The sequence below is a fragment of the Fervidobacterium changbaicum genome, from assembly GCF_004117075.1.
Taxonomy (GTDB): Bacteria; Thermotogota; Thermotogae; order Thermotogales; family Fervidobacteriaceae; genus Fervidobacterium; species Fervidobacterium islandicum.
Window position 1 is genome coordinate 466,744 of record NZ_CP026721.1, and the last position, 26,150, is coordinate 492,893.

A 26,150-nucleotide genomic window follows, 5' to 3' on the forward strand; every position below is an offset into this window, starting at 1 on the left:
TAATTGAGCGAAGGAATTAGTATGAAACAACTTGAAGAAATGACAATGAAAGAACTATACGAATTGGCAAGAAAATATGATATCCCAAGGTATACTAGCATGAGGAAACAAGACTTAATATTCGAAATCCTCGAGGCCAAAGCAAAGGCTGAAGGTTATTTTTTTGGTGAAGGTGTGCTTGAAATCGCTCCTGACGGCTATGGTTTCTTGAGAAGTTTGGAAACGATGCTCTCCGGTCCAAAGGATATATACGTCTCGCAATCTCAAATCAGGAAATTTAATCTAAACACAGGTGACATTGTTTCTGGAGTCATTCGCCCTCCAAAAGAGGGTGAACGATTCAATGCGATGATTAAAATCGAAGCAATAAACTACAAACCCCCTGAGTTTGCAAATGAGAGGGTTAATTTTGAAAACTTGACACCTGATTATCCAAGAGAACGATATGTTCTTGAAACTAAGCCCGATATATTCTCAACAAGACTTATAGACCTATTTGCGCCTATTGGAAAAGGCCAGCGTGGTATGATAGTTGCTCCTCCGAAGGCAGGTAAGACGACTATACTAAAAGAGATAGCCAACGGCATAGCCGAAAATCATCCGGACACAATAAGAATAGTGTTGCTTATCGATGAAAGACCTGAAGAAGTTACCGACATCAAAGAATCCGTTGATGCAAAAGTTATTGCAGCTCCATTTGATATGCCCTCCGAAAAACAGATTAAAATAGCCGAATTAACACTTGAGATGTGTAAGCGTCTTGTCGAGTATGGTAATCACGTTGTTGTGCTTTTAGATAGTTTGACGAGACTTGCGCGTGTGTATAACATAACGGTGCCACCGAGTGGGAAATTGTTGACTGGTGGTGTTGACCCTGCTGCGTTACATAAACCAAAGCAGTTTTTTGGAGCTGCACGAAATACTCGTGAAGGTGGAAGCTTAACCATAATCGCAACGGCTCTCGTAGAAACAGGTTCTAAGATGGATGAGGTCATATTTGAAGAATTCAAAGGTACAGGTAACATGGAATTGGTTCTCTCAAGACAGCTTGCAAACAAAAGAATATTCCCAGCGATAAATATCACGCTCTCTGGAACAAGAAGAGAGGAACTGTTAATTACTCAGAACAACCTTAAGAAAATTTGGTTGCTGCGACGAATGCTCGATTCCATGAGTGAAGAAGAAGGTCTGAAACTGATCTTAAATAAGCTTAAGGACACGAAAACAAATGCTGAATTTCTTGCGTTAATTGATGCTCAAAAAAGTGTTTAGTTTAAATTGAACTTTTTGAGAGGTGCGTTAATGACTTTTGAAAAGTCGCATCTTAATGAGTGGTACATTTTGCCATTATTCACGTTAATTTTTGCAATACTTTTGGCCACTGCAACCCTGCTGTTGGCTGTTTCACAGAGGGCAATAGAATATTATTCCGCAGCTGAGCTTTCTTACAAATCTGGTGATTATTCCACCGCTTTGAGAAACTACGAGCTAGCACTCTCGACAGATCCTAAAATTGAAGGATACGATTCACAGATAAAGTTTAAAATGGGAATATCAGCTTATATGATGGGTGATTACGATAAGGCGAGAAGTTATCTTGCCGGTTATAACAACGATTTTGTCAGAGCTTTGCTTGATTCTATAGCTCAACGTAAAGCTCAAGACGAATGGAAAAAATGGATTGCTACTTACAGACCTACTACAGTTGAAGAAGCTACTCAAGTAGTCTCTCAAGTTCAACAAAAATCAAAAATTAACTGGGTCCCAGTGCTTATTATCTTTGTTACCACATTTTCGGTCCTGCTAATAGCAGAACTTAGGATTTACAAAGCTAGAAGGATGGTTGTTGAACTTCCTGCAAAACCATCCGAGATTTCTCCTGTTGTTGACACAGGTGGTTCTAAAAGTTACGAAACTGTGGAGCAACCTAAGCCTGAGGTTTCTGAAGAATTTCAGCTCATACCGGAAGATGCGAGAATTGTTGATTTTGAAGAGTTGTTGAAAAGTGAGATAGACGTCTTCAAAGACATATTTGAACAGATTTCTACACAGCATGCCAGTCAAGAGCCGGAGGAAGCTAAAAGTTTTGAAGAATTGGAACTTAAACCATCTGGTGGAGCAGAAAAGGATTGGGCTGAAAGAGAAAAAATTGTTGAGGAGATACTTGGCGAGACTAAAGAATTGATTGAAGACCTGGGAAGAATGGTTGAGCAAAAGCCTGAAGAGGAACAAACTACTCAGTTTGAATTGGAAAGTATTGAAGCTGAGCTCGTGAGTAAGTTGAAAACACTTAGAGATAGTTGGAATGAAGAAATTCAGTTAACAGCTGATCTATACGAAGAAATACAGAAAGACTTTTCAGAATTCGATACTCTGGAAAAGATTACCGACGAAGAAACAAAAGTGTTAGTCGAAAAACTTATTAAACTCAGGCAGGGTGAGAATAATTGATATCATTAATTCTTGTTCTGTATGCTATAGCTTATGCTTACATAATTTTCGAGCCCAACGTTTCCTCAGTTTCAACGTTAATGCTGGGGCTCGTTTCTGTGTTACTAGTTGGAGGTTTTGATCTCGCACACATATCTAAAATAGTTGATTTTAACACACTCTTTATACTCATAGGCATGATGACAGTCGTTGCTATTTTAAAAGAAAAAGGTGTCTTTGTCGAGATTTCGAGGATAATACTAATCTTAAGCAGGGGGAAGGTTTTATTTGCAGTTATACTCATCAATATCGCTATATTTTTGCTCTCAAGTTTTTTAGATAACGTCACAACAATATTGATATTTATTCCGATACTCTTTTACACCGCCGATGCTTTGCAAGTTGACTCAAAACCTATTTTGATCAATGCACTTTTTTTCTCAAACCTTGGCGGTGTGACCACGGCTATAGGTGACCCTCCGAATATCATCATTTACAGCGCCTCTCGTCAAAGTTTCGTTTCGTTTATAATTCACCTCATGCCCGTTGGTATTTTAACATTGTTTATACAACTACTATTTGCAAAGAGGGCTTTAAGGGTTCAAGAGCCCGAGACGGAGTTTAATGTACAAACTATTAGAGATAAATCTACAAGTGATAACTGGTTATATTATCTGCTTGTTTTTACTGGAATAATTGTACTGATGATGTTACATGAAAAAATACGATTAGAACTAGGGATTATCACAATGCTTGGAGCAATGGTGTTACTCTTTGTTGAAAAGAAGAATTTTCAATCAGTTGTGGGAGAAGTTGACTGGGACACTTTAAGTCTAATCACAGGATTATACTTTTTAAACTTTTCTTTGGAACACGTAAATTTATTTGCCACTGCTGTAGGTGTACTTTCAAGGATTAACGTTCCTTTCATATTAGCGTTGATTATTTTCTGGAGCTCACTCTTCTTGACAGGCTTTTTAAGTGCGTTACCGGTGACGATGATATACCTTGCGATAATAAAGAAACTTATTCTCCTAGGTGCACCAACCACTTTGTACTGGGCACTTGCTTTGGGTGTTGGGATTGGTGGGAATTTAACACCTGTAGCATCGATGTGTAACATCGTTGGTAACAATCTTCTAAAGAAATTAAAGGATGAAACATTATCTTTTATTGATTTTACCAAAAGTATGTTGAAGCCGGTTTTACTTAGCGGTATAATTTCAAGTGTGTTTTTGATAGTATATTCTATAACCGGTTTTTGATTTGAAGTTTTGGGAAGGTGAACAAAGTGAAGATTGTTGTGGCTATGATGTTTGCTTTCGTTCTTTATTTTGTTGTCACAGGAAAGATCAACAAGACCATTGCAGCAATGGTCGGTGGTTTAACATTACTGGCTATCAGGATCTTTCCTGATCCTTACGAAGGGTTGAAAGAATCCATAGATATTAATACCCTTCTTTTTCTTATTGGCATGATGATTTTTGTACGCGTAATGGAGACCTCTGGAATATTTGAATACATAGCCATCAAAACCGTCAAGATTGCTGGGACGAGCGTACCAAAGCTATTTTTTGCAATGACTTTCGTTGTTGGTTTTGTTTCCGCTTTTATTGATAACGTTACAACTGTTCTGATATTCATTCCCGTCACGTTTGCAATAAGTGATATTCTGAGTATAGATGCCGTCCCGTTTGTTCTTGGCGAGGTCTTTGCTTCCAATATTGGTGGCACTATGACTCCGATAGGGGACCCACCAAACATATTGATTACATCCGCCGCAAGGATCCCTTTCGCCGAATTTGCAAAGTACATGGTTCCGATAAACTTAATTATACTCTTCTTAACGGACGTAGCACTAATACTCGCTTTTAGAAAAGAATTCGCGAAGAAATTTTCAAAGGAATTTTTGAGCAGGTTTGATGAATCAAAGGTTGTAAAAAGTAAGAGACGATTTATAATGGCTGCTATATTTATGTTTTTCATTATTTCATTGTTCCTGTTTCAAAAGCAACTGAAACTTGAAAGTTCAATCATTGGTCTTATCGCTGGATTTTTCGGTTTATTGATATTTGAATCACATGAAATAACACCTTTCTTAGAAAAAGTGGAATGGGAAGTAATATTCTTTTTCCTTGGTCTTTTTATAATAACTGGTGCAATGGAGAAAGTGGGCTTGATGAATGATATGGCAAACTTTCTTGTTAAAGTATCATCCGGATCAATGGTAACACTATCTTCCGTCATTGTGTGGGCATCTGGCATCATTTCTGGCTTTGTCGATAACATACCGTTTGCCGCGACAATGATTCCGGTTATAAAAGGGTTGCCGGCTATAAATCCACAGTTCTCAAACATAACTCCATTATGGTACGCTTTATCTTTAGGAGTTTGTTTGGGCGGCAATCTGACCCCAGTAGGTGCCTCTGCAAATGTTGTTGGACTAACACTTTTGAAAAAGTACAAAGGAAAGGAGATAACATTTGGTAATTTTGTAAAGTATGGAGCAATAACTGTTTTCATTAGCTTAGTCATATCGAATGTCTATTCGTTGATACTTCTGAGAATTATGTAAGGTGGATTTTGATGTTAGCATGGTGGATGTTAAAACTCTTTCGGACTATATGGAACCGAAAACATTAGAAGAAGCGGAACAGATACAAAAAGAGTTGGCAAAGAGACTCGCCCTCTGTCCACTTGATTTTTCTCAGATATCTTTAATTGCGGGTGTTGATGTTAGCTATATTGATGACCAAGCGTTGGGGATTGTTGTGCTGATAAACAAAGAACTTGAAATTGTTGAAGTAGTTTCCGAACGCATGAAGGTCACCTTCCCATATATTCCAGGCTTTCTTGCATTTCGGGAAGCACCGGTCATAATTAAATGCTTTGAAAAGCTGAAAAATAGACCAGATGTCGCGTTATTTGATGGTCAAGGGATTGCGCATCCACGAAAACTCGGAATAGCGAGCCACGTGGGTATTCTGTTGGATTTGCCTACCATAGGTATAGCAAAAAGCGTGCTGTATGGAAAGTGTCAAAAACCATCTACCGTAGGTCAAGCTACATTGCTAAAGGGCCAAGACGAAGAAGTCTTAGGTTATTGCTATTTGTCAAAGAAGAACACAAAACCGATAATAATATCCCCTGGATACAAAACAGACTTGGATAGTTCCCTACATATAGTAAAATCACTCCTAAACGGTTTCAAACTCCCTGAACCTGTGAGGTTAGCGCACTTATACTCGCAGAAGTTTAAAGGGTCCTGAAAATTCGAACATGCCTAAGTATATCCTGCCTTATCATCTTACCTATTCAAAAAATTCTAAGGATTTTTTAAGGTTTGACAAATACAATATACGGCGGAACGGGGTTCAAAATCAGTTACCACACTCTTTGTAAAAGGGAGGTGTGTCTATGAGAAGGGTCTTATCTTTGCTTGTTATACTCGCTGGTGCGCTTATGATTTTCGCTGCCACACAACCCAAGGCCTTGGGAATGCTAGAAAACTTCATTCTTGAAAAGACACCTTTTGAGATTACAGGAACTATAAAAGAAGTTGTTTACAGACCTGCCGGATTTGGTTACACCGTAGTATCAGACGAAGCAACGGAAGTTAAAATTCCATTTACTGGAAACCTCGGAACACTATTAAAACCTGAAGAGAAAGTAGTATTAAAAGGGTCAAAAATCACAGCCTTTGTTCCTGTTAGCCTTGAAGCAAAAGGGTACAAGTTGGTTTTTAGAAACATCGTTCCAGAAAATGTTCAGCTAACAGAGGTTAAGGCTAAGATCAAAAAGATTTTGGTGAGCAGAACCTCTGTAGAAATATTGATTGTTGATGAAAACAGCAAAGAGTACAAGTTGCCAGCCTCTGTTGTGCCGTTCTGGAAGAGCTTAAAAGAGGGCGACGACGTCAAAATTACAGGTTTCACAAGAACTTTTGAGGTTAATGAAAGTATAACGATTGGTGGAAAAACCTACCTGCTACCTGCAAAAGAACTTATGACAAGGTTAGAGCATAGACCTAATTTGTTCAAACAAGGATACATAGCAAAATTCTTCAAGCAACGAAGATAAAGACTTGGAAAAACCAAAACAGAAAGCCAGGCTTGATGCCTGGCTTTTTTTCTATTGTTTGCAGGAACTTTTATCTTACTCCCTACTTCCGAGCTCCCTATCAAGCATATACAAACCTGTTGGACTATCCTGAAGTTTCTTGAGCTTTCTCACGATTATATCAGTCTGCGCTTCTTCTTCAACCTGTTCTTTTACAAACCAAGAAAGGAATTGCTCCGTTGCGTAGTCGTTCTCCTTCCTTGCAAGTTCTAATATCGTATTAATGCTCTTTGTTATGAATTTCTCATGTTCGTATGCTGCCTCAAAAGCTTCAAGCGGGCTTTTCCAAGTAGCTTTGGGCTTTTCTAAAGCCGGTAACTCAACTCTGGAACCTCTCTCGTAAAGAAAATCATAGATTTTCATCGCATGCCCCAATTCTTCTTTTGCTTGAACTTTCATCCATTTTGCAAAACCAGGCAAATCAATTGAATCAAAATACGTTGCCATTGATAAGTACAAATAAGCTGAGAAAACCTCCTTACCCACTTGTTCATTCAAAGCTTTGTATACCTTCTCACTCATCTTTGCCACCTCCCTTTGAGTTTTTTAATTGCTGTAAGAAGAAACCTTGGATCTCTTTAGAGCACCTCTTCTATTTCTTCATAAGGTGGTTCGATTCTTGGATCCTCAGTAAGCCATGAATAGACAACCTTTCCATTTTCAACAACAAATACCGCTCTCTTAGCCACTACGTAATTTGGTATACCAGCGAAGTTCTCATGCACACCACCATATTGCTTTGCAACAACGCCTCCGAAATCAGACAACAACCTGAAGTTAAGTCTGTTCTTCTCTGCAAAGGCTTTGTTAGCAAAAGGACTATCAACACTAATTCCAAGAACGGTAGCGTCTAAGTTATTGAATTTCGCCAACATGTCTCGAAATGTGCAAAGTTCTTTCTCACATACGCTGGTAAACGCCCCTGGATAGAATACTAATACTACTTTACCTTCAATTTCAGAAAGCTTTACCTTCTGCAAGCTTGTATCAAACAATTCAAAATCTGGTGCAAACTGCCCTTTTTCTAACATAAATTTCACTCCTTTGTAAAAGTTTGTACTACCTAATATATTATACCTTATATAATTTTATAAGTCAACCACTCTGAGAAAAGGAATGTTTCACAAAAATCAATCCGGAGAACCATTGTTGAGGTTCTCTGGATTGAAAGAGATAATATGTTTTGACGAGAAAATGGTGAAAATTCAACTGTCTTAAGCTTAAATCACCCAAAACTACAAAGTAACAATTGCAACTTCCCTGAAATGTGTGGTATAATATACATGAACCCACTGTTCAGGGTTAATATTCTCTCATCACATCCTTTGATGCTGTTAACTTGTAGTGATGGAAGACAATAGAACACTCATAACACGCGCAATATCATTGCCATTCAGTTTCAAGAGATTTCTCACTACACAAAAACTGTTTACGTACATTGGAAGATTGTCAATATTCTTAAATCCACGCTTGGCTCGTACAAAGTCTTGGAATAACGAAAACTTCGATTCACATTGATTGTTTTGCCCAAGTCTCACAACAATATGATTGATATTCTTGTATAGTATCTTCACTGCACCATATGCACCAAGTCCATCTGTAATTAGTTCGATTGTTCTTTCGTTGTTACCAAAGAACTTCTCTAACAATATCTTCACTTGACCCATATCGCGATATTTGGATACATGCCAAGCAACAATAAGATTCGAATCGTGCTCAACTAAGAACCAAACATAGTACTTTTTGGATTTAAACAAAACGACAGTTTCATCACCATGGACTTTGAAAGCATCTACAGGAACGAGGATGGAAAAGAAACAAGACAACTTAAGGATCCACTTGTAGATAGCGACATGAGAGACTTTGATATTAAGTGAGTCTCTGATGGAACGCAAGGACACAGCTTTGAAATAAAGGACGAAGGCTTTAAGAACAATAAAGATAGGGAAACGGAAGAACTTGAAAGAGTCGAAAGGAAGAGGGACAAATTGAGGTAAGTTAGTTGGGATTTCGTCTCTGGTATGGCAAGAACGGCAACGGAACTTAACGAAGGCTTTTTTGATTTTGTGGATTTGCATAGTTTTTCCACAGACAGGGCATTTAGGATAAGGGAAAGAGAAGAGCTTGTGTTTTTTTGAATGAACAAGTCTGAAAGTGCGCTTACAGTCTTTGCAAAAGTATTGTTGGTTACCGTACTTATCATGACCGTTTTTGTAGATGTTGGTAGAGCCGCATTTGGGGCAAGAGACTACAGAATTTTGCATAGTGGAGTACCTCCTTTTTGTGAGAATTGATGGTGGGGGGTGTTCCACTAATAAGAAGATAATACGGTTTTTGGAAATTTTCAATACTTTTAGTTAACAGCATCATTTCTACCAAGGGGGGAAGTCACATGAGGAAAAGTATCTTTAAAATGGTATTCATTGTCTCATTTGTGTTACTTTCAGTAGTTTTGCACGCAGAATATAAGGACGTCCCGCAATCGCACTGGGCCTACGAAGCTGTTGAAAAGATGAGCAGCCTCGGAATTATCTCGGGGTTCCCTGATGGAACATTTAGAGGAAATGAAACGGTGACCAGATATCAAGTTGTTATGTTGCTTTACAGGTTATATTCTCTATTTGATGAAGGTCTTAAAGAAATAGATAATAAAGTTACCAATATTCAAGCAAAGTTTTCTGAAATACCTCAGCAGAGCCAAGTTTCAAGTATTCAACAATCTGTTGATACACTTCGCAAAGAACAGGATGAAGCAAAATCGACTTTTAGAAAGGATATAGAAGAAATCCAGTTATCCATAAGCAGGCTTTCACAAGAACTTAAAAAGACATCCGAGGATCTCAACGCCTACAAATCAACCCTCAATAAGTCCGTCACTTCCATAAGTTCTGTCGAACAAAAGGTAAATACGTTGAACGAAACTCAGGAATCTCTAAAAAAATCAATAAATGAACTAAATAGCAAGTATACAAGCCTGAATTCCCGCCTAGATACCCTTGAGAAGTCTTCCAAAAGCCTTTCCGACTCAATTTCAAGAATCAGCGATTCATTAAAGGAACTTGAAAATAGTCTGAATTCCAAACTTAAACAACTTCAAGATGCTCTTCAGAGCCAGAAAGCAACTTCTGCTGCCGAAAGCAATGCGGACGTAGAAGCTGAAATCAAAGAGTTAAAGGAAAGATTAGCATCTTTGGAACTTTTAAAAGCCGATGTTCAAAATTTGAGCAGTAAAGTTTACGAAATCCAAAGCTCTATACTTGAGATAAAGTCTCTTAAAGAGAAAATTTTTGCTACAGAACCGGGTACACCAAGCGAAGACGATATTTCAAAGATACTCGTAGAAATTGTTTTTTTGCAGGAAAGTATCTCCACCCTATCGAAAAGCGACGCGAAAATTCAAAACGAGCTTGATACACTGAGCAAGAAGGTCGATAATCTTTCAAAACAGCTTGAGACTTTATTTGGAGAAGATGAAGAAATAAAGAAGAGATTAAACGAATTATTCGCGAAGATCAAAGAAATTTCCGAAAAAAGCCAAAGTAAAGATACACAACAGTTGGTCTCAGAACTAAAATACAGTGAAACTTTGCTTGAGGAACTTAAAATCAAGATTCTTGAAAGTGCTGAAATTAAGGCATTAGAAGAAAGTTTAACAAAGGTTTCAAGTATAGAAACCACGATGAATTCTTTGGCAGAGAAATTAAATCAACTGGAGAAGAAATATCAACTAAGCAACAATTATGCTGACAAAGATGAAATTGAGAATCTAAAGCGAGAAGTACAGTCTGTCAGAGAATTGCTAAGCGAGTTCAAAGTATTACCTGCTGATGATAAAAAAGTTCAAACCCTATTGCAGGAGATCCAAATGAAAAATCAAAGGATTGATGAAATAGAAAGAAGATTACAAAGCGTTTCTGACAAATATATCGAATTGGCCAGGTTAACAGATGATTTAGTTGCAAAGGTCTCGCAGATATCCGGAAAGCTTTCCCAGGATGCTAATTATCAAACTCTTATTACTGAGATGAATTCTCTAAAGGATAAGGTCAAGAAAATAGAAGACGACGTTCAGAAGCGAGCAACAACGGCTCAGCTGAATTCTGTCAACCAGAACATACAGAAGGTGTTATCTCTGACTTTAGACATCCAGGAAAAAATTAAACAAATTGAAAGCAGGTTGCAAAACTTAGAAAGCTTAAGGGACAGCAATGTGCAAAGAGCGGATAGTGTATCGTACTCAAGTTCAATTGGTACCTTTGATACCAACGTAGCAGGAGAAATTTCTGATTTGAAAAGTACTGTTAATTCAATCAGCAAGTTGGTGGATGAGTTACAGAAACAAACTGTTTCTCTGGCTAAAACCGTTGAACTTGATGCCGGTAAGATCTCGTCTATATCAACAAACTTCGATTCTCTGACTGATAAGGTAAAATCCATTGATAAGGAAGTAGTAAATCTAAAAACAACAGTATCTAAGCTGGCAGAAAGGATCGAAAAGATAGGAGAAAATCAAGAGATCTTTTCAAAAGAGGTTTCTGAAAAGGTCCTTTCGATAATTCCTTCAATTAATGAAAAACTCGAATCATTGGAAGTAAACTTGCAGAACTTAGCAAAACTTTGTGACACTCTCTCAAATGAAACAAAAGTACTTAGTAATTCATTGAACGGAATCAAGGCAGTGCAACAAGCAACACAGCAAGTTGTGGCAGACCTTAAAGAAACAGTGGGTAACCACGAGCAAAGACTTGATTACCTGGAAAAGAACATTCAAGTTACGAACAACCTCATAGACGAAATTAATAACCGAATAGTAAGTAAAAACATTGCTTTAAGTGAACGCATTGATTCTTTGGAGAAACAAGTTAAGGAACAAGACGAAACTATTTCAAACACGCATGTGGTGATTGTAAACATCGAAAATAAAATCACTAGCATAGAAAAATCCCTTGAAACATTTGCAACAAAAGATATCTTGGAAGCAAGATTAAACGAGAGTTCATCTCAATTTTCTGAGAGCATTGAAAATCTCAAAAACGATATATTCGAAAGAATTGAGGAAATTGAAGAACTGATATACAAAGAAGTTCAAAAAATCTCTTCAGATCAGGAAAAAGCACGTACAGAATTGACGGAAGTTAGAAAGTTGATAGAGGAAACCACAACTGATGTAGAAAATGCTAAAGAAGAAATTAACATGCTAAAAACTGTTACTCAACAAACTCAAGAACAAATTCAGCAGAATCAAGAACGAATCAGCAATGCTTATGAACAAGTAAAAACATTGAACGAAAGTAAAGCTGACAGAGAACAGGTTTCACAGATTTCAACTTCTGTGAACAATTTGGAAAAGGAACTGAACAGTTTGAAAGCCGAGAATAGCATTTTAAAGAACTGGTTGGTAATCTTTGGACTAGCTATAACTGGTATCATCGTCTACCTTGTAATAAACCAATAGCTCAGAAAAAGGAGAATAACATGCTTTTTTACTCATTTCTTCTCGTAAATTTTAGAAACAGATTTCTATTTTTTATGAATCTACTTCTTCCAATAGTTTTCTTAATACTATTCGGCGCAGTATTTGGAAAGCAACAGACGAATACGTCTGTTGCTTTTTACTCTGATAGACCTATCGAATTAGATTTCGAAAACTGGACAAGGCTTTCAGAAATACCCATCAAAGAAGAAATTGAGAAAAGTTCATACGACGCAGTTGTGATTGCCAGAGGTGGAAAAGTTGAAGTTTTCCTAAAGTCAAATCTATTTCAAAATGACTACGAACTCGAAGTCTTTAGATTGCGCTATTCTGGAAAGAACACAGCGAAACCTGTTGTAGTTAATCCGCATCCTGTAAGTATTGGTAGAGAACTAAGCTCTCTTGAGTACATCATGATTGGTGTTGTTGCTGTATCGCTACTTTCGGTCGGAATGAACGCTGGCGTTAGTATTTATTCCGAGTATGTGAGATATGGCTTGTTTAAAAGGCTCTCTGTAACCCCTGTCTCTCACCTCGAGTTGTTTCTCAGTTGTGCTGGAGCAAATGTATCAACTGGTATCGTTTCCTCCTTTGTTGTGCTCCTGCTTTCAAAAGTCATATTCAACGCCAATTTGATAGTTGGTTTCACAAAACTGCCCGTATATTTTTTGGTTGTCGTCAGTTCCGTTTTGGCAAACCTAACAATTGGAACAATCTTGGGCCTACTGTTTAAAAAATCGGCCCAAGGTATCGCACAAGTACTTTATACGATATTCATATTCTTCTCAGGTGTCTACTTCCCAATTGACTTCCTACCGAAAGCTCTACGCTTCGCTTCTTATATTACAACTCCAAGATACGTTCACTTGTTATTTCAAAAGGTTTACGAAATCCCTGTCCTTGATGATTTCACTTTTTACCTGATTAACTTCGTTTTTATCCTATTAGGATTAGTTGTGGGCAGTTCCGCAACAAAGAGATTACTCCTTTTAGAGAATAGATAGCAAAGCTGTGGTAGGTGATATTCATGGAAGCAAGCAATCTAGTACTTGTTGCTACAGACCTTAAGAAGTACTACCAATCAGTAAAAGCGGTTGATGGAGTTTCCGTAGAACTTCGAAAAGGGGAAGTTATTTCCATACTTGGACCTAATGGAGCAGGTAAGACAACGACCGTTGAAATGCTGGAAGGATTAAGAAAACCAGACAGCGGGCAAATAGTTTACTTTGGTAGTTACGAGAAAACGGTCGATGAAGTAAAGGAAAGAATCGGCGTCTGCTTACAGGAGAATTTCTTTTTCGAAGACCTTACAGTGCTCGAAACTCTTAGGTTGTACGCATCTTTCTATCAAAAGAATCTTGATATAGATGAGATCGTTGAAACATTTCAGTTAGGAGAAAAGTTAAAGACAAAAATAAGGCATCTTTCTGGAGGTCAAAAACAACGGTTGGCTGTTGCTTTGGCATTTATAAACGATCCAGATATCGTTTTTCTGGATGAACCTACAGTTGGTTTGGATCCACAAGCTCGGAGGCACTTGTGGGACGTGATTTTGAAATACAAGGACGCTGGAAAATCGATAATTCTTACAACGCATTATATGGATGAAGCACATCAACTATCAGATAGAGTTTATATTATGGACCACGGGAAAATCATCGCGCACGGTACCCCACAAGAATTGATAACTTCATCAAATCTGAATTCTGTCATCGAATTTCCTAAGCAGTACGCTGACAAGGTCAATATTCAGGAATTAATAATTTCTGGAGAATACGCGTATGTCACCGTTAACGATCCAATACCGGTTATAGAAAAACTCCTTTCCGCGAACGTCAGAAATTTCGTACTAAGACACCCAACACTTGAAGATGTATTTCTGAAACTGACCGGTCGTAAAATTGATTAGAAATCTGGGAGGAAATCCATGAAAGTACATGGTTTAAAGGAACTCTTCGTTTCATTATTTAAGCAGTTCTTTCTAAGGTCAAAAGAATCAGTCTTTTGGCTTGTACTATTTCCAAGCATACTGTTCTTAATCCTAACAACTATATTCGGAAACGTAGAAGAAAACGTTGAGTTAAAAGTTAAAATTCTGGGTGAAAGTAACATTTTGAAGAAAGCCTTTGAAAATATACAGCAGTTCAATGTAGTGTTTGTAGATTTTGCCAACGATAATGAACGTTTGTCCAAGCTGAAAGAACTAGAAAAGGAGTTACGTGCAGGAAAGATACACGCATATGTAGTACTTCCTGAAAATTTTGATTCACAACTCCAGTTAGCGCTCTTTCTTCAAAAAACGCAGTTTCATCGTAGAGTTTTAGTTGATATTTATTACGTTCCGCTAAGGCAGGAATCAAAACTTGCGGGAAATATTTTGTCAAGCGTTTTTGATTCCCTCGGGATAAAAGAATCGGTGTCTCTTGAAATCCACAATTTGTCCAAAGCTGAATTCGAATACAACGAATTCATTTATCCGGGAGTTGTTGGGATGGCGTTCTTGTCGGTCTTTCTTTTTGGTTTCTTGAGTGAGGTTGAATACATCTACAGAAAAGGTGTACTACGTCGTTTTTACACAACACCGGTTAACATTATCTACGTGCTCGTGTTCATTGCTATCGTTGATGTAATCCAACTCGTTTTGGGAATATCTGTCTTAAGCTTTTTTGCTATTTTAAAGGGTGTGGATGTTATTAGCTACTTACCTTCTCTTCTTTTGCATGGCTCTATCGCATGTATTCTTCTAACCTTATTAGTCTTAAACGTTTTGATAATCTCCAATAAAAAAGCCTCAAGGATCTTCGTTTTTGGGCAGATCTATTTCCAAGTTCAGATGTTCGCAGGAGGTTTTTATTTCCCATTGAAGTTCGCAAATCCGATAGTTAAAAGCATAGCTAAAATTTTGCCGCTTACGTACATTGTAGACGCTATGCGTATGACAAAGCAGCTAAGTGCATTAGAAAGTGGACATTTTCTTGTTCCAGTGGTGTATATAATTATTATGTCAGTTAGTCTTGCGATTTTTTCGAAACGGCTAAAGGTATCCGAATCTTAATAAAAGCACATAAAACAAGGGACGAGAGCTTTCATGAACGTATATGACGGTTCGAAACTTGTTTTAGGAATTTGTCTTTTGATATTGCCCGCCTTAATAATCATAGGTTTGTTACTTCCAAATGTACTAAATTCACCGTCAAATGTTTCTGTATACTTCACGGAACAAGAACCGCTAACGAATCTTGCTGTGAACTTTATCAGCTCATCTGATACTTTCCTTTACGTATCTGCTCTCGATGTTAGTCATCCGGCGATTCTCTCGGCTCTCAGAAACCTTCAAAGCAGAGGTGTCGATGTTAAAGTAATAACTGAAAAAGCCGTGGTTGGATTACCTTCGAAGATTGATGCTTCAAAGGGATTACACCATGTAAAGTTTATGGTAAATGACCACGGTGTTTTATTTGGCTCAGCCAATTTCAGTATCAGTGGTTTAGAAATGGGACTAAACGATATACTTGTATTTCCACGAAGTTACACTCAGAGATTTAAAGAGTTCTTCCTATATATTTGGAATTATGGTAAAATTGGAACAGTCAAAGACTTTCTGGTTTCACCAGTCGATAATGCTGAAGGACTTGTACTAAAATCAATACAAAAGGCGCATAGAAGAATCTATATCTGCATGTATGCATTTACCGACAAAAATATACTGACCGCAATAAAATGGAAGCAGAGTCAAGGAGTAGACGTAAGAATAGTCACAGATAAGTGGTTTCTTGGTAGTCCTATATCAAAGTACCTTCGAAACCACGCAAAGGTAATTAATAAAAGGATGCTCCATCATAAATTCATAATCGTTGATAATCAACTGTTCACAGGTTCTACAAACTACACAGAAAGCGGTTTTCACAGAAACGTCGAAATGATTTGGAGTACAAAGAATCGAAGAATCGTTAAGTTGTATGAACAAGTTTTCGAAGCACTGACGAATGGGAGTTGGTAAGTAGCAATGAGTAAGATAATTATCGAAACAAAGGTCATCAAGATAAACGATTTGTACAACGATTCCATCGAATACGCTTGCAATATTCTTAGAAAGGGAGGACTAGTGGCCTTTCCAACGGAAACAGTTTACGGGCTTGGCGCACTTGCACTAAATCCAGATGCAGTTAGAAGGATATTTGAAGTAAAAGGAAGGCCACAGGATAATCCATTGATAGTGCACCTTTCTAGTCTTGGACAACTGGAAAGTGTTGCTTACCTCGAGCCAAGGTACTTGAATATAATCAAAAAACTAACACCAGGACCTGTAACGTTTGTGCTCAAAAAGAAGAAAAACATTCCTCTAGTAGTAACAGCAGGGCTGGATACCGTCGGCGTTCGCATACCTGCTCATCCTGTTGCTCAACGATTATCCCAATGTGCAGGGCCAATAGCAGCTCCAAGCGCAAATCTTTCTGGCAGACCAAGTCCCACGGATGCTAAGAGTGTGATTGAAGATTTGTACGGGCGTGTGGAATGCATCATCGATGCCGGTGAAAGCGCTTTTGGAATAGAATCGACAATCATTGATTTAACAAAAGAAAAACCTTTGGTCCTTCGTCCAGGACCTGTTACTATAGAAGAACTGAACGAAATATTCGGAGAGTTCGGCGGTGTGGAGTATTATGTTCCTAAGTCAAACGAAAAGCCCTTGGCACCAGGCATGAAGTATAGACATTACGCTCCAGAGAAAAACTTAAGCCTCGTTGAAAAAGATAAAATAAGCGATTATGCTAATAAGGATGTTTTGATTTTGTGCACACGTGAAACCTACGAAAAGTATTTGAAAGGTGCCAAAAATGTACATATAATTGGGGAATTTGGAAAGCCATACACAATTGCACAGAACCTCTACAAAAGTTTGAGATTTGTTGATAAAAGCTCTTATCCAGAAGCTATTATCGAAAAGCTTCCAGAAGAAGGTATATTCTTTTCGATAATGAACAGGATCAAGAAAGCGGTTTCCAAGCAATGAAAATATACTTGATTCAGCAGGAGGGAAAAATCATGTCCGAATCTGTAGAAAGAGAAGAAAAACTTTGGCATTCAACTACCGTTCTAGCAGTTAGGAAAGACGGAAAGGTTGTTATGGCCGCCGATGGTCAAGTTACCTACGGAGCAACGGTTATGAAAGGCACGGCAAGAAAGGTCAGAAAGATTGGCGATGGCAAGGTACTTGCAGGATTCGCAGGTGCAGTTGCAGATGCTATGACGCTGCTTGAACGTTTTGAGACAAAATACAGGGAATGGAATGGAAATCTGCTGAAAGCAGCAATTGAACTTGCAAAGGATTGGAGATTGGATAGAGCTTTAAGACGACTCGAAGCCATGCTCATTGTCGCTGATAAGGAACACCTTTTGATTCTTTCAGGAACTGGCGAAGTAATCCAACCAGACGAAGATATAGCTGCAATAGGTTCCGGTGGTCCATATGCATTGGCAGCGGCAAGGGCGTTGATTAGAAATACAAATCTAGATGCAAGAAGCATCGCAGAGCAAGCTATGAAAATCGCCAGTGAGATATGCATCTACACTAATGAAAATATAACGGTCGAGGAATTAGAATAAAATATAAGTGGGTGCACTAACGCATATGGTAGTTGGATACGGAACAATACTCATAAAGCTCTTCGGTGTCAACTCATTGAAAGAAAAACGGAGCATAGTGCGAAGCCTTGTAAATGATTTGAAAAAACGGTTTGAGATATCCGCAATTGAATCGGGAAGACAAGATTCAAAAGACTACATTCTCATCGGAATCGCTTTTGCAACACTTAGTGAAAACGACGCCGAAGCAAAATTAGATAGTATTGAAACTTACGTAGAAAGCAGGTACACTATAGAAGAATTCACTTACGATTTTCATCATTTCTGATTTTTTGAAAAGCTTGTAACTAGGAGGTAACGTATGAACGCTGAATTCATAATAGAAGACCTTAAAATACTAGTAAACAAACTGGTAAAGCCTGAAAGAATTGAACATGTGAACGGTGTGGTTGACTTTTGTTCTCGGTTAGCGAAAAGATACAATCTGGATAGCGACAAACTGACAATTATGGCACTTGCCCACGACCTATTCAGAGACGTACCAGAGAAAAAACTTAAGAAGATGGCTACTGCCTATCAAATCCCTGTTACAGGTATCATCGAAAAAAGACCAATCTTGTTACACGGACTTGTTGCGGCTGAATTCTTGAAAAGGAAGTATAAGATAATCGACGAAGACGTGCTATTAGGAATCGCTTATCATACTTCTGGACATCCGGATTTCGGGCCTTATGCAAAAGCTCTTGCCCTGGCCGATTCTCTAGAATTGACAAGACTTTATGAAAAGGTTAACCAGCTCAGGGAAATAGCTTTTTACGACTTAAATGTCGCATATTTTGAGATAATCAAAAATAAAATCATATACGCAGTAACGCACGACCTTTACCTATTACCACTGACAACAGAAACGTGGAACAAATTGGTTGAGAGAAAGGAGTGAACCCAAGGATTATGAAAACAAACAAAAGCTACGTTGGTAAACAAAGAAAAAGAACAGAAGGCGGTTACGGAAAGATAGTACTCATAATTTTAGGTGTAGCTGTTATCCTTGTATTTCTTTATTTTGGTATCAGAATTGCCGCAATAAGGAATTCCCCAGATTTCGACTTAAATAAAATTTCTGTTTATTATTTCGTTTATCCAGTTAATACTTCAAATATCGAAAATCTTGTAGAAACCAAAGCAAAAAATAAACTTCTCATCGTCAGCGGAGAGAAAAAAGCAGTATACATGATTGATGTTCCTGTGACGCTTTTTATTAATTCAAAAAAACTCGATGCCACAAAGGGGAGTCCAAGAGACTTCTTAACTTACTTCGTTGATTTGCTCAGTTTGAAACCAGATTATTCCTATGTAGTTTATCAAAAAGAAGAATTCTTTCAAAAAGCCAATGTAAAAGATATAAACAACTTAGTTCAAGTATACAGTAAACATGGGCTCAGGCTATCAGACTATTTATCCTTGTCCAAACAGGTAACAGCTCTACGACCAGAATCTGCAATAACGGAAGCCGCGCTTGCAAAACTTTACTACGTACTGGGGAGATTCAGCATAGAAACAATGGAACTCCCACTGATTACGTCTATGCCAATAAAAATAACTGTTGATGGTAATGTCTATTACAGGACGTATTTGGACGAAGAAAAGTTGCCCGAACTCGCAAAGAACTTTCAGAACAAGTAACCTTTGGAATATTCACAAATACAGAGAAGGAGGAGGGATAGTATGAAAAAAACTCTTGTCGTTTTAGGCATTTTTATGATACTTTCCTTGGGGTTGGCTTTTGAACTAAACGTAGGTGCTTTTTATTCCTTTAACCAAACATGGTTGGTAGTGGCAGAGGTGAATTCATTTTCTCAAACAGCAAACACACCTAACACAACAACTGGATTTACCGCAATGTTCTTAACAGACTTTTCAAACCGTTATCTTGGTATGCTTGGAGGAATCGCTAAATACGATATGAAACTTGACTTTGGAAAAGTTTCATTGTACGGAGCAGGAGGAATGCTCTTTCCGATAACAGATTTTGGTTTCGAGAAGATAACAAGTATTGTTCGTGTTGGTGCGAAATACTATGCTGGCAGTATAGTTTTCAACACAGGTATCTTTTCATTTTATCTGTCCGATAATTCGAAAGTTGAAGGTGTCGAATTTCTCTTGGGTTACACCTTTTAATCAGTAAATACCTGTTCATTTTGCCGTATATTTTTGTATGCACAATCTTACACACGTATGCGTTTAGAACGAATGCTTGAAAAACAAAAATTGTTCGTGTACTATAGTTCACAGTCAGAAGACATAATCTTCTATAAACTTATAGCATAAGGGAGGTACTGCGTATGGCAGTAAATATGAAGGGTCGTTCGATTCTTTCACTCATGGATAACACACCGGAAGAAATTCGCTACTTACTCGACATCGCAAAACAGGTCAAGGCAGAAAGCCGAGCTGGGATCAGGCATCAAAGATTTGTAGGTAAAACTCTTGCGCTAATTTTCGAAAAGAGGTCCACGAGGACAAGGTTGGCTTTTGAGACAGCGTTTGCCGAAGAAGGAGGTCATCCAATATTCCTCTCTATACAAGATATCCAGCTTGGTGCGAAAGAATCGATCGAAGACACAGCAAGAGTGCTAGGTAGAATGGTTGACGCAATTGAATTCAGGGGCTTCAAACAAGAGACAGTTGAGATTCTTGCCAAGTATTCAGGTGTGCCCGTTTACAACGGTTTAACGGATCTATTCCATCCAACTCAGGTTTTGGCAGACCTTCAGACAATCGAAGAAGAATTTGGTAGGCTAAAGGGCATTAAACTTGTTTTCATGGGAGACGGAAGAAACAACATGGCAAACTCTCTCATGGTCGGAGCAGCAAAGATGGGTATGCACTATGTTATCTGCTCACCAGAATCACTCAGACCGGAAAAATGGCTTGTTGACGAATGTATGAAATTTGCAAAAGAAAGTGGCGCAACAATCGAATTCACAGACAATCCTGATGAAGCGGTCAAAGGTGCTGATGTCATCTACACAGACGTCTGGGCATCTATGGGCGAAGAAGACAAAGCAGCAGAAAGAAGAAAATTGCTCCAGCCATACCAGGTCAACGAGGAATTGATGAGAAAGACAGGAAAACCAGAAACAATATTCATGCACTGCTTACCAGCTGTAAAAGGAGAAGAAGTTACTTTCGAAGTCATTGAAGGAAAACAATCAAGAGTCTGGGACGAAGCAGAGAACAGAAAACACACGATAAAGGCAATACTAATAGCAACTCTGCTGTAATAAACACCAAAATAGATAATTAAAGCGGTGGCCTGCACCACCGCTTTATTTTTGAATAATATCACATCTTTTCTACGAGCTTGTAAAGTGTTTTTGCCGCAAGATAGGTACCTTCTTTTTCGTATCCCTCTACTCCGAGCATCGTTCTTATCTCCCCAACTCTTACACCGGTTTCAAACATTTTTCGCAAGAACGTCTCAGCAATCTTATGGTGTTCTTCCTTTCGTTGAACTGCACCAAAGGGATTAGCAAAGTAACTTTCGGTCATTCCTTCCTCCGATGTAGTCCCTTTTGACATTCTTTTACCGGCCGAAAAGACTTCCAGCGCCTTTTCAACGTTGTCGAAGAAAACAACTCTTTCTTCATCATTATGGACTTCCGTGTAATTGTTAGCGTACAGAAAGAAATCTATAGGTGTTGGCGTAATTACCTCTTTGTAGTTATTGAACGGTACTATCACCCTTGCGTTGATCTTATCAGGATTCATAAAGATACTCCTATCCATTGTGTAATAGGCATATCCGGGTGGGAGGTCGTCGAGTCTGACAAAGGCTCCTGTTTCTGTTCCATAGGCAACTACCCTACCATTGAGGATATCTAAAGACCCCATATCGTCGATAATAACATCTACGTATGCTACTTCTTCCAATCTATTCAGAGCATCAAGTGTTTCACTCTTCCCTGCACCGCTGTCACCCACAAACATAGCTACCGCACTCTTTCCATTCTTTAATACTATACGCGCCATAGAGCCATGAACAGGTAATTTTCCTTGGTCTATCCTTATCAAATTGTGTAGTGTCAGCATTGTCTTTTTCATATACCCGAAATAGTCATTCTCATCTAAAGCAGGGATTACTCCAACGTAGAGTTCTCCATCTTTAAATACAACTCCGTTCTTCCATTCGGGTTTGTAATCCGGGATACTTTCAACCGGCAAACCGAATATCAAAACACCGGATGTTTTCTTGCTCCTAATATCAACAATATCGGCGAATTGGAACAAGTTGCCTAAACCAGCCGCATGGGAAAGGTATTCTTTATGAACGAACACATAAACCAAAAGCTCTGCCACCAGCACAGGTACAAGGAACCAATCTCTTTCTCTGTTGCTTAGTTTGATTTGGTTTAATACTTGTTTCTCCACAACTGGTAATACACCTTTTCGTTTATTCGACCTGGTGTAAAAGATAACCGGAGGGTCGAATATGGCACCCCAGACCATGGGAATATCTTTAAATGCTTCAAACCGTTCATCAGAAATTTCTATCTCGTCAACCAAAAATGTAACTTGAGCGCCGCTTGGAAGTTGTCTAATGATATTTGTATTGTCTGGTGATATATTTTTCATAATTGTGCGGTACAAGTTCCTTATCAAATTCTTGAATTCCTCAGCAATCATAACCGCTGTAAAAACGATGCTGGTCTTCCTTGCATTGTCGATAGTATACCTCTCTTTTTTAATCATGAACCTGTGCTTATTACGCCAAAAGGAGTAGAAGGATTCTACGAACTTTGCTAAGTCATCTGGATTTACATAGTTGATGATTGTTGTAATTTCACGTATGTTCCTCAAAGTTAGTAGGTGAAGGTATTCGATGAAATGCTTAACATCGTAATCATCGCCTATGCGAAAAGCTTCCAAAGTCCTCAAAAGCGGCGAATTCCTCTCTTTCAATACTGCAATGTACTCTCTAAGAAGGCTTTCGAAACCCGGGTTACTCAGTATCTCACTAGAGTCAGTGTAAACAATAGAGCCATCGATAATCACACTTCTTCCCATCGCAATCCCTCCTTTAGAAGAAACCCAAGACGCTCTCTATCTGTAAGATAAAGATATCCAACTAATGCTTCAAAACCGGTACTTTTAATGTAAAGGCGGTCATTACCATGCTTTCTTGCGCTCTTACTATTCATCCCACGACGTACAATGTCTCTCTCCTTTTCAGTAAGCAGTGTCATTATCCTGTCCAATGCTTTACTTTGGCCTTCACGTGAAACGTAGGTATTAGAGAGTTTGTGTAAATCCCTTGCCTTAACATCTTTTAAAATGTGCAGTTTAACGTAAAGATTGTAAACAGCATCGCCGAGATAAGCCAAGGTGTCGCTAGATAACTCTTCAGCATTAACTGTGGGAACTGGAAATACACACGACATGTCAAGCCGCATCTGATCTTTCTGCTCTTTCGACATTTCTGGTTGCAACAATATCAGCTCCTGTGTTAAGTATGTCCTTGATAATTACATCTCCAACTCTTACAGGTGCTTCGACCCTGGTATTTTTCAAAATATCCATAATTTTCATAACTAATCTCCTTGGTATTGGTTTGTTTGTCTTCACAGATACCAACGGTAGTTCTCCATTTAACACCAGAACACTCGAAGTTAATATTCTCAAAGGCTCAATTATCTCCTGTTTTCCATATTCGATTCCACGTGGGCATCTATTTCCAGAAACGATTATCTCTCCGTTATCCTCTTGCCTAACCGTTAATCTACAACCTAACGGACACATTATACAAACCATTTCTTCCACTTTCATTCTAACACCTCCACTACAATATCTCCACTCCCGATTTTTGACTCGGGAATCTTGATGTTAACCATTTCACTCGGTGAAAGATTAAGATGCTTTTTGCTGTATAGCAGATTGTTCCTTTGCTTTATACGTATGGTTCCCTCTTCCATCGGCTTTTTAACTCGTAGATAGATGTTAAGATTCGTCCCTTCCTCGTACCAAGACGGGAATAAAATCCCTACATTTTGACCTTTTTCTACAAAGAATTTTGCAGGTTCCCAACTGTTTTTGACGTACATCGCTGCAAACTTTCCTGCAACGGTCCCTTCTTCTGTAACCCAGTCGACGAGGTCGTATATTACTGTGCAGTTCCCAGCTGCGAAAATCCAATTCAAAGAAGACCTTCCAGAGCTTGATGTCACAATACCTTTCGTCCACGGGTCAATTTTAAGGAAGTCCTTGAATAAAGTTGTTTGGGGAATCAGTCCTACGGAGAGAACCAACGTATCAACTTTGAACTTTTTTTCTGTGCCAGGAATTGGCTTAAAATCTTTGTCGAGTTGAGCGATAATAACCTCTTCCAACCTTTCCTTTCCGTAAATACCTACAACAGTATGACTCAGGTAAAGTGGAATATCAAAATCTTTCAAACACTGCCTTATATTCCTTTCTAGTCCACCTGGGTACGGCATTCTTTCAACAACTGCTACGACTTCAACACCCTCAAGAGTAAGTCGTCTGGCCATTATCAGCCCTATATCTCCAGACCCAACTATTATAGCTTTTCGACCAGGTAGCCTGTTTTCCAAGTTCACAAATCTCTGAGCAACACCAGCTGTAAAAACACCGGCAGGTCTGGTCCCAGGAACAAGTATTCCACCCATAGGTCTTTCCCTTGCGCCTGTTGCAACAATAAGGGCTTTCGGCTTGTAGAGTGTTATTCCTTCGACTGATGCAACGACTACTTCTTTTCTCTTATAATCTATTTGATGCACGTATTGCTCAACTTTAACATCTATATTCGGATACTGATGAACTATTCTCTTAATCCTTTCCGCATATTCAGGACCAGTTAATTCTTCTCTGAAATAATGCAATCCAAAACCGTTATGGATACATTGGTTCAAGACACCACCACTTCTGTCATCTCTCTCAACCAAAACTACCTCGTTAACTCCTTCTCTCGCAGCCCCGATTGCAGCTCCCAGCCCTGCTGCTCCAGCACCTATAACAAGAATATCGACATTTCTTTCTTTTATCATTTTCTCACCTTCCCTAATAGAATGAAACTACCTTCGCTGCGAAGTCTTATGTCCGAAGCATCAACTCCGAGTTCTCTTGCTAAGATTTTCATTATTCTGTGCATACAGAATCCTCCTTGGCAACTACCGAACATTGCGCGAGTTCTGAATTTTATTCCATCTATCGTTCTCGCACCTCGTTTAATGGCTTCCAATATTTCCCTTTCGGTTACCTTATTGCAGAAACATATCATCTTTCCGGCAAGCGGGTCTTTCTCGATTTCTTCATTCCATATCGAGGGTGGCAAATCTGCGTAGTGTTTTATCCTTTCTCTAGTAGCTTTGAAATTTCCTTTCTCATGAAACGTTTCGCCCATGGCTTCCTGGACTTCTTCGACCATAAACTTTGCAATTGCAGGTGCTGCAGTTAAACCTGGTGATCGCATGGCTATCACATTAAAGAAACCTGTCACACTGGTTCTACCTATAAAGAAATCCTTTTGAGGACTTTCTGGCCTTAAGCCTGCGAATGTTTTTATCGATGCTCTGAAATCAATCAGTGGTGCCATCTTCAACGCTCTGGATATCAGAGCCTCAAATCCTTCAAACGTAGTTGATGTATCCTCTCTGAATTCTCTTTCAGGTGGCAAATCGACGGCGGTTGGGCCAACCAAAATTCCGCCATCCACTGTAGGAGTAACAAGCGTTCCTTTACCAAGAACGGAAGGCGTTGGGAAGAGAATGCTCTTTACAAAGCCACTGAATTCTTGCTTATCTAACAGGATGTATTCTCCTTTTCTTGGATGCAGCGGTACGAACTCTGCACCAGCCATTTTTGCAACTTCATCGCCGTACATTCCAGCTGCGTTAATAAGCACATCCACTTCAAATTCACCTTTGTTGGTTACAACCTTTTTGATCTTTTGGTTTTCTGTTACTATCTCCAAGACTTGCGTGTCAAGATACAGTTTTGCTCCATTTTCCACTGCGTTTTCCACAGCTGCCATAGCAACCATCCAAGGTTCTGTTATACCGGCTGTTGGTGCCCAAAGGGCAGCTATAACCTCTGGATTAACATTTGGTTCGTACGAAAGGATTTTGTCTCTATCCCAAATTTCTAAACCTGGTACTCCGTTTATTTCACCGCGCTTATATAGTTCTTCCAAAACTCTTACTTCGTCATCTTTAAAGGCCAGCACTAAAGAACCTATTCTTTTTAAATCGAACTGCAGCTCCTTCGCAAGCTCTGTGTACAATGAGTTACCTGGGACACAGAACTTCGAGCGAACCGTTCCTGGTTCATCATCGTATCCAGCATGGACAATCGCAGAGTTAGCTTTTGTTATGCCCATCCCAACATCCCAATTCTTCTCAAAAATTAGAACCTCAACATCATATCTACTCATCTCTCTGGCAATTAAGGCTCCAACAACACCTGCACCAATGATACCTACTCTCATTTCTTCACCCCCGAGTGCTAAATTGATGCTGTTAACTAA

Annotated in this window: 26 protein-coding genes; 18 read left to right on the forward strand and 8 right to left on the reverse strand. The window is 38.8% G+C overall.

Features of this window, described 5'->3' with window-relative positions; genetic code table 11:
- The first annotated feature begins 21 nt into the window (after positions 1-21).
- From rho to CBS1_RS02170, 6 genes are all read left to right on the forward strand, one after another.
- Positions 22-1,272, forward strand: a complete 1,251-nt coding sequence (gene rho, locus CBS1_RS02145) for a transcription termination factor Rho (protein ID WP_176759494.1) — start codon at positions 22-24, stop codon at positions 1,270-1,272.
- Positions 1,273-1,302: 30 nt separating this feature from the next.
- Positions 1,303-2,451: a tetratricopeptide repeat protein gene (locus tag CBS1_RS02150; RefSeq protein ID WP_033191055.1), complete on the forward strand. Its 1,149-nt coding sequence runs from the start codon at positions 1,303-1,305 to the stop codon at positions 2,449-2,451.
- Positions 2,448-3,695, forward strand: coding sequence for an ArsB/NhaD family transporter (locus CBS1_RS02155; RefSeq protein WP_033191056.1), 1,248 nt, complete (start codon positions 2,448-2,450; stop codon positions 3,693-3,695). The genes CBS1_RS02150 and CBS1_RS02155 overlap by 4 nt, the downstream gene beginning before the upstream one ends.
- Before the next feature lie 26 nt (positions 3,696-3,721).
- Positions 3,722-5,005: an ArsB/NhaD family transporter gene (locus CBS1_RS02160; RefSeq protein WP_090222614.1), complete on the forward strand. Its 1,284-nt coding sequence runs from the start codon at positions 3,722-3,724 to the stop codon at positions 5,003-5,005.
- A gap of 1 nt (position 5,006) precedes the next feature.
- On the forward strand, positions 5,007-5,699 hold the full coding sequence (locus CBS1_RS02165) for an endonuclease V (protein ID WP_241685546.1): 693 nt from the start codon (positions 5,007-5,009) through the stop codon (positions 5,697-5,699).
- A gap of 148 nt (positions 5,700-5,847) precedes the next feature.
- On the forward strand, positions 5,848-6,510 hold the full coding sequence (locus tag CBS1_RS02170) for a hypothetical protein (protein ID WP_090222615.1): 663 nt from the start codon (positions 5,848-5,850) through the stop codon (positions 6,508-6,510).
- A gap of 75 nt (positions 6,511-6,585) precedes the next feature.
- Here CBS1_RS02170 and CBS1_RS02175 read toward each other — a convergent pair whose 3' ends face one another.
- The 3 genes from CBS1_RS02175 to CBS1_RS10415 form a co-directional block, all read right to left on the reverse strand.
- Positions 6,586-7,071, reverse strand: a complete 486-nt coding sequence (locus CBS1_RS02175; RefSeq protein WP_033191060.1) for a ferritin — start codon at positions 7,069-7,071, stop codon at positions 6,586-6,588.
- Between the two features lie 56 nt (positions 7,072-7,127).
- Positions 7,128-7,580 (reverse strand): peroxiredoxin, encoded by a 453-nt coding sequence (locus CBS1_RS02180; protein WP_033191061.1) that lies wholly within the window; start codon positions 7,578-7,580, stop codon positions 7,128-7,130.
- Positions 7,581-7,883: 303 nt separating this feature from the next.
- Positions 7,884-8,813: a DDE-type integrase/transposase/recombinase gene (locus CBS1_RS10415; RefSeq protein ID WP_033192800.1), complete on the reverse strand. Its 930-nt coding sequence runs from the start codon at positions 8,811-8,813 to the stop codon at positions 7,884-7,886.
- Between the two features lie 128 nt (positions 8,814-8,941).
- On the opposite strand from CBS1_RS10415, the gene CBS1_RS02185 reads away from it, so the two are divergent.
- The 12 genes from CBS1_RS02185 to argF all read left to right on the forward strand — a co-directional run bounded on the left by CBS1_RS02185 (position 8,942) and on the right by argF (position 20,892).
- Entirely contained in the window at positions 8,942-12,004 is a 3,063-nt protein-coding gene (locus CBS1_RS02185) for an S-layer homology domain-containing protein (protein WP_090223271.1), read from the forward strand.
- A gap of 20 nt (positions 12,005-12,024) precedes the next feature.
- Positions 12,025-13,026, forward strand: a complete 1,002-nt coding sequence (locus CBS1_RS02190; protein WP_033190903.1) for an ABC transporter permease — start codon at positions 12,025-12,027, stop codon at positions 13,024-13,026.
- A gap of 23 nt (positions 13,027-13,049) precedes the next feature.
- Positions 13,050-13,931: an ABC transporter ATP-binding protein gene (locus CBS1_RS02195; protein WP_033190902.1), complete on the forward strand. Its 882-nt coding sequence runs from the start codon at positions 13,050-13,052 to the stop codon at positions 13,929-13,931.
- Between the two features lie 18 nt (positions 13,932-13,949).
- Complete coding sequence (locus CBS1_RS02200; protein ID WP_033190901.1) at positions 13,950-15,077, forward strand: ABC transporter permease; 1,128 nt, start codon at positions 13,950-13,952, stop codon at positions 15,075-15,077.
- A gap of 33 nt (positions 15,078-15,110) precedes the next feature.
- Positions 15,111-16,022 (forward strand): phospholipase D-like domain-containing protein, encoded by a 912-nt coding sequence (locus tag CBS1_RS02205; protein ID WP_090223272.1) that lies wholly within the window; start codon positions 15,111-15,113, stop codon positions 16,020-16,022.
- A gap of 6 nt (positions 16,023-16,028) precedes the next feature.
- On the forward strand, positions 16,029-17,036 hold the full coding sequence (locus CBS1_RS02210; protein WP_033190899.1) for an L-threonylcarbamoyladenylate synthase: 1,008 nt from the start codon (positions 16,029-16,031) through the stop codon (positions 17,034-17,036).
- A 32-nt stretch (positions 17,037-17,068) separates the two neighbouring features.
- Complete coding sequence (hslV, locus tag CBS1_RS02215; RefSeq protein ID WP_033190898.1) at positions 17,069-17,629, forward strand: ATP-dependent protease subunit HslV; 561 nt, start codon at positions 17,069-17,071, stop codon at positions 17,627-17,629.
- A 25-nt stretch (positions 17,630-17,654) separates the two neighbouring features.
- Entirely contained in the window at positions 17,655-17,936 is a 282-nt protein-coding gene (locus CBS1_RS02220) for a DUF503 domain-containing protein (protein ID WP_033190897.1), read from the forward strand.
- A 33-nt stretch (positions 17,937-17,969) separates the two neighbouring features.
- Complete coding sequence (gene yqeK / locus CBS1_RS02225; RefSeq protein ID WP_033190896.1) at positions 17,970-18,548, forward strand: bis(5'-nucleosyl)-tetraphosphatase (symmetrical) YqeK; 579 nt, start codon at positions 17,970-17,972, stop codon at positions 18,546-18,548.
- 11 nt (positions 18,549-18,559) lie between these two features.
- Positions 18,560-19,291: a hypothetical protein gene (locus tag CBS1_RS02230; RefSeq protein ID WP_033190895.1), complete on the forward strand. Its 732-nt coding sequence runs from the start codon at positions 18,560-18,562 to the stop codon at positions 19,289-19,291.
- 42 nt (positions 19,292-19,333) lie between these two features.
- On the forward strand, positions 19,334-19,786 hold the full coding sequence (locus CBS1_RS02235; RefSeq protein ID WP_033190894.1) for a hypothetical protein: 453 nt from the start codon (positions 19,334-19,336) through the stop codon (positions 19,784-19,786).
- Positions 19,787-19,950: 164 nt separating this feature from the next.
- The gene (gene argF, locus CBS1_RS02240) at positions 19,951-20,892 is read left to right on the forward strand and encodes an ornithine carbamoyltransferase (RefSeq protein ID WP_014451518.1); all 942 of its coding nucleotides are present in this window, start codon (positions 19,951-19,953) and stop codon (positions 20,890-20,892) included.
- A 61-nt stretch (positions 20,893-20,953) separates the two neighbouring features.
- On the opposite strand, the gene CBS1_RS02245 is transcribed toward argF, so the two are convergent.
- Genes CBS1_RS02245 through CBS1_RS02265 form a run of 5 tightly spaced genes read right to left on the reverse strand, consistent with a single transcriptional unit; the run spans position 20,954 to position 26,111 of the window.
- Complete coding sequence (locus CBS1_RS02245; RefSeq protein WP_090223273.1) at positions 20,954-22,675, reverse strand: hypothetical protein; 1,722 nt, start codon at positions 22,673-22,675, stop codon at positions 20,954-20,956.
- A complete protein-coding gene (locus CBS1_RS02250; RefSeq protein WP_236938612.1) occupies positions 22,660-23,097 on the reverse strand; it encodes a Mini-ribonuclease 3 in 438 nt (145 codons plus the stop codon). The genes CBS1_RS02245 and CBS1_RS02250 overlap by 16 nt, the downstream gene beginning before the upstream one ends.
- Positions 23,051-23,434 (reverse strand): DUF1667 domain-containing protein, encoded by a 384-nt coding sequence (locus CBS1_RS02255; RefSeq protein WP_090223274.1) that lies wholly within the window; start codon positions 23,432-23,434, stop codon positions 23,051-23,053. Before CBS1_RS02255 ends, CBS1_RS02250 begins: the two co-directional genes overlap by 47 nt.
- Positions 23,431-24,672, reverse strand: a complete 1,242-nt coding sequence (locus CBS1_RS02260) for an NAD(P)/FAD-dependent oxidoreductase (protein WP_033190890.1) — start codon at positions 24,670-24,672, stop codon at positions 23,431-23,433. Before CBS1_RS02260 ends, CBS1_RS02255 begins: the two co-directional genes overlap by 4 nt.
- On the reverse strand, positions 24,669-26,111 hold the full coding sequence (locus CBS1_RS02265; RefSeq protein ID WP_090223276.1) for an NAD(P)/FAD-dependent oxidoreductase: 1,443 nt from the start codon (positions 26,109-26,111) through the stop codon (positions 24,669-24,671). The genes CBS1_RS02260 and CBS1_RS02265 overlap by 4 nt, the downstream gene beginning before the upstream one ends.
- Positions 26,112-26,150 lie beyond the last annotated feature (39 nt).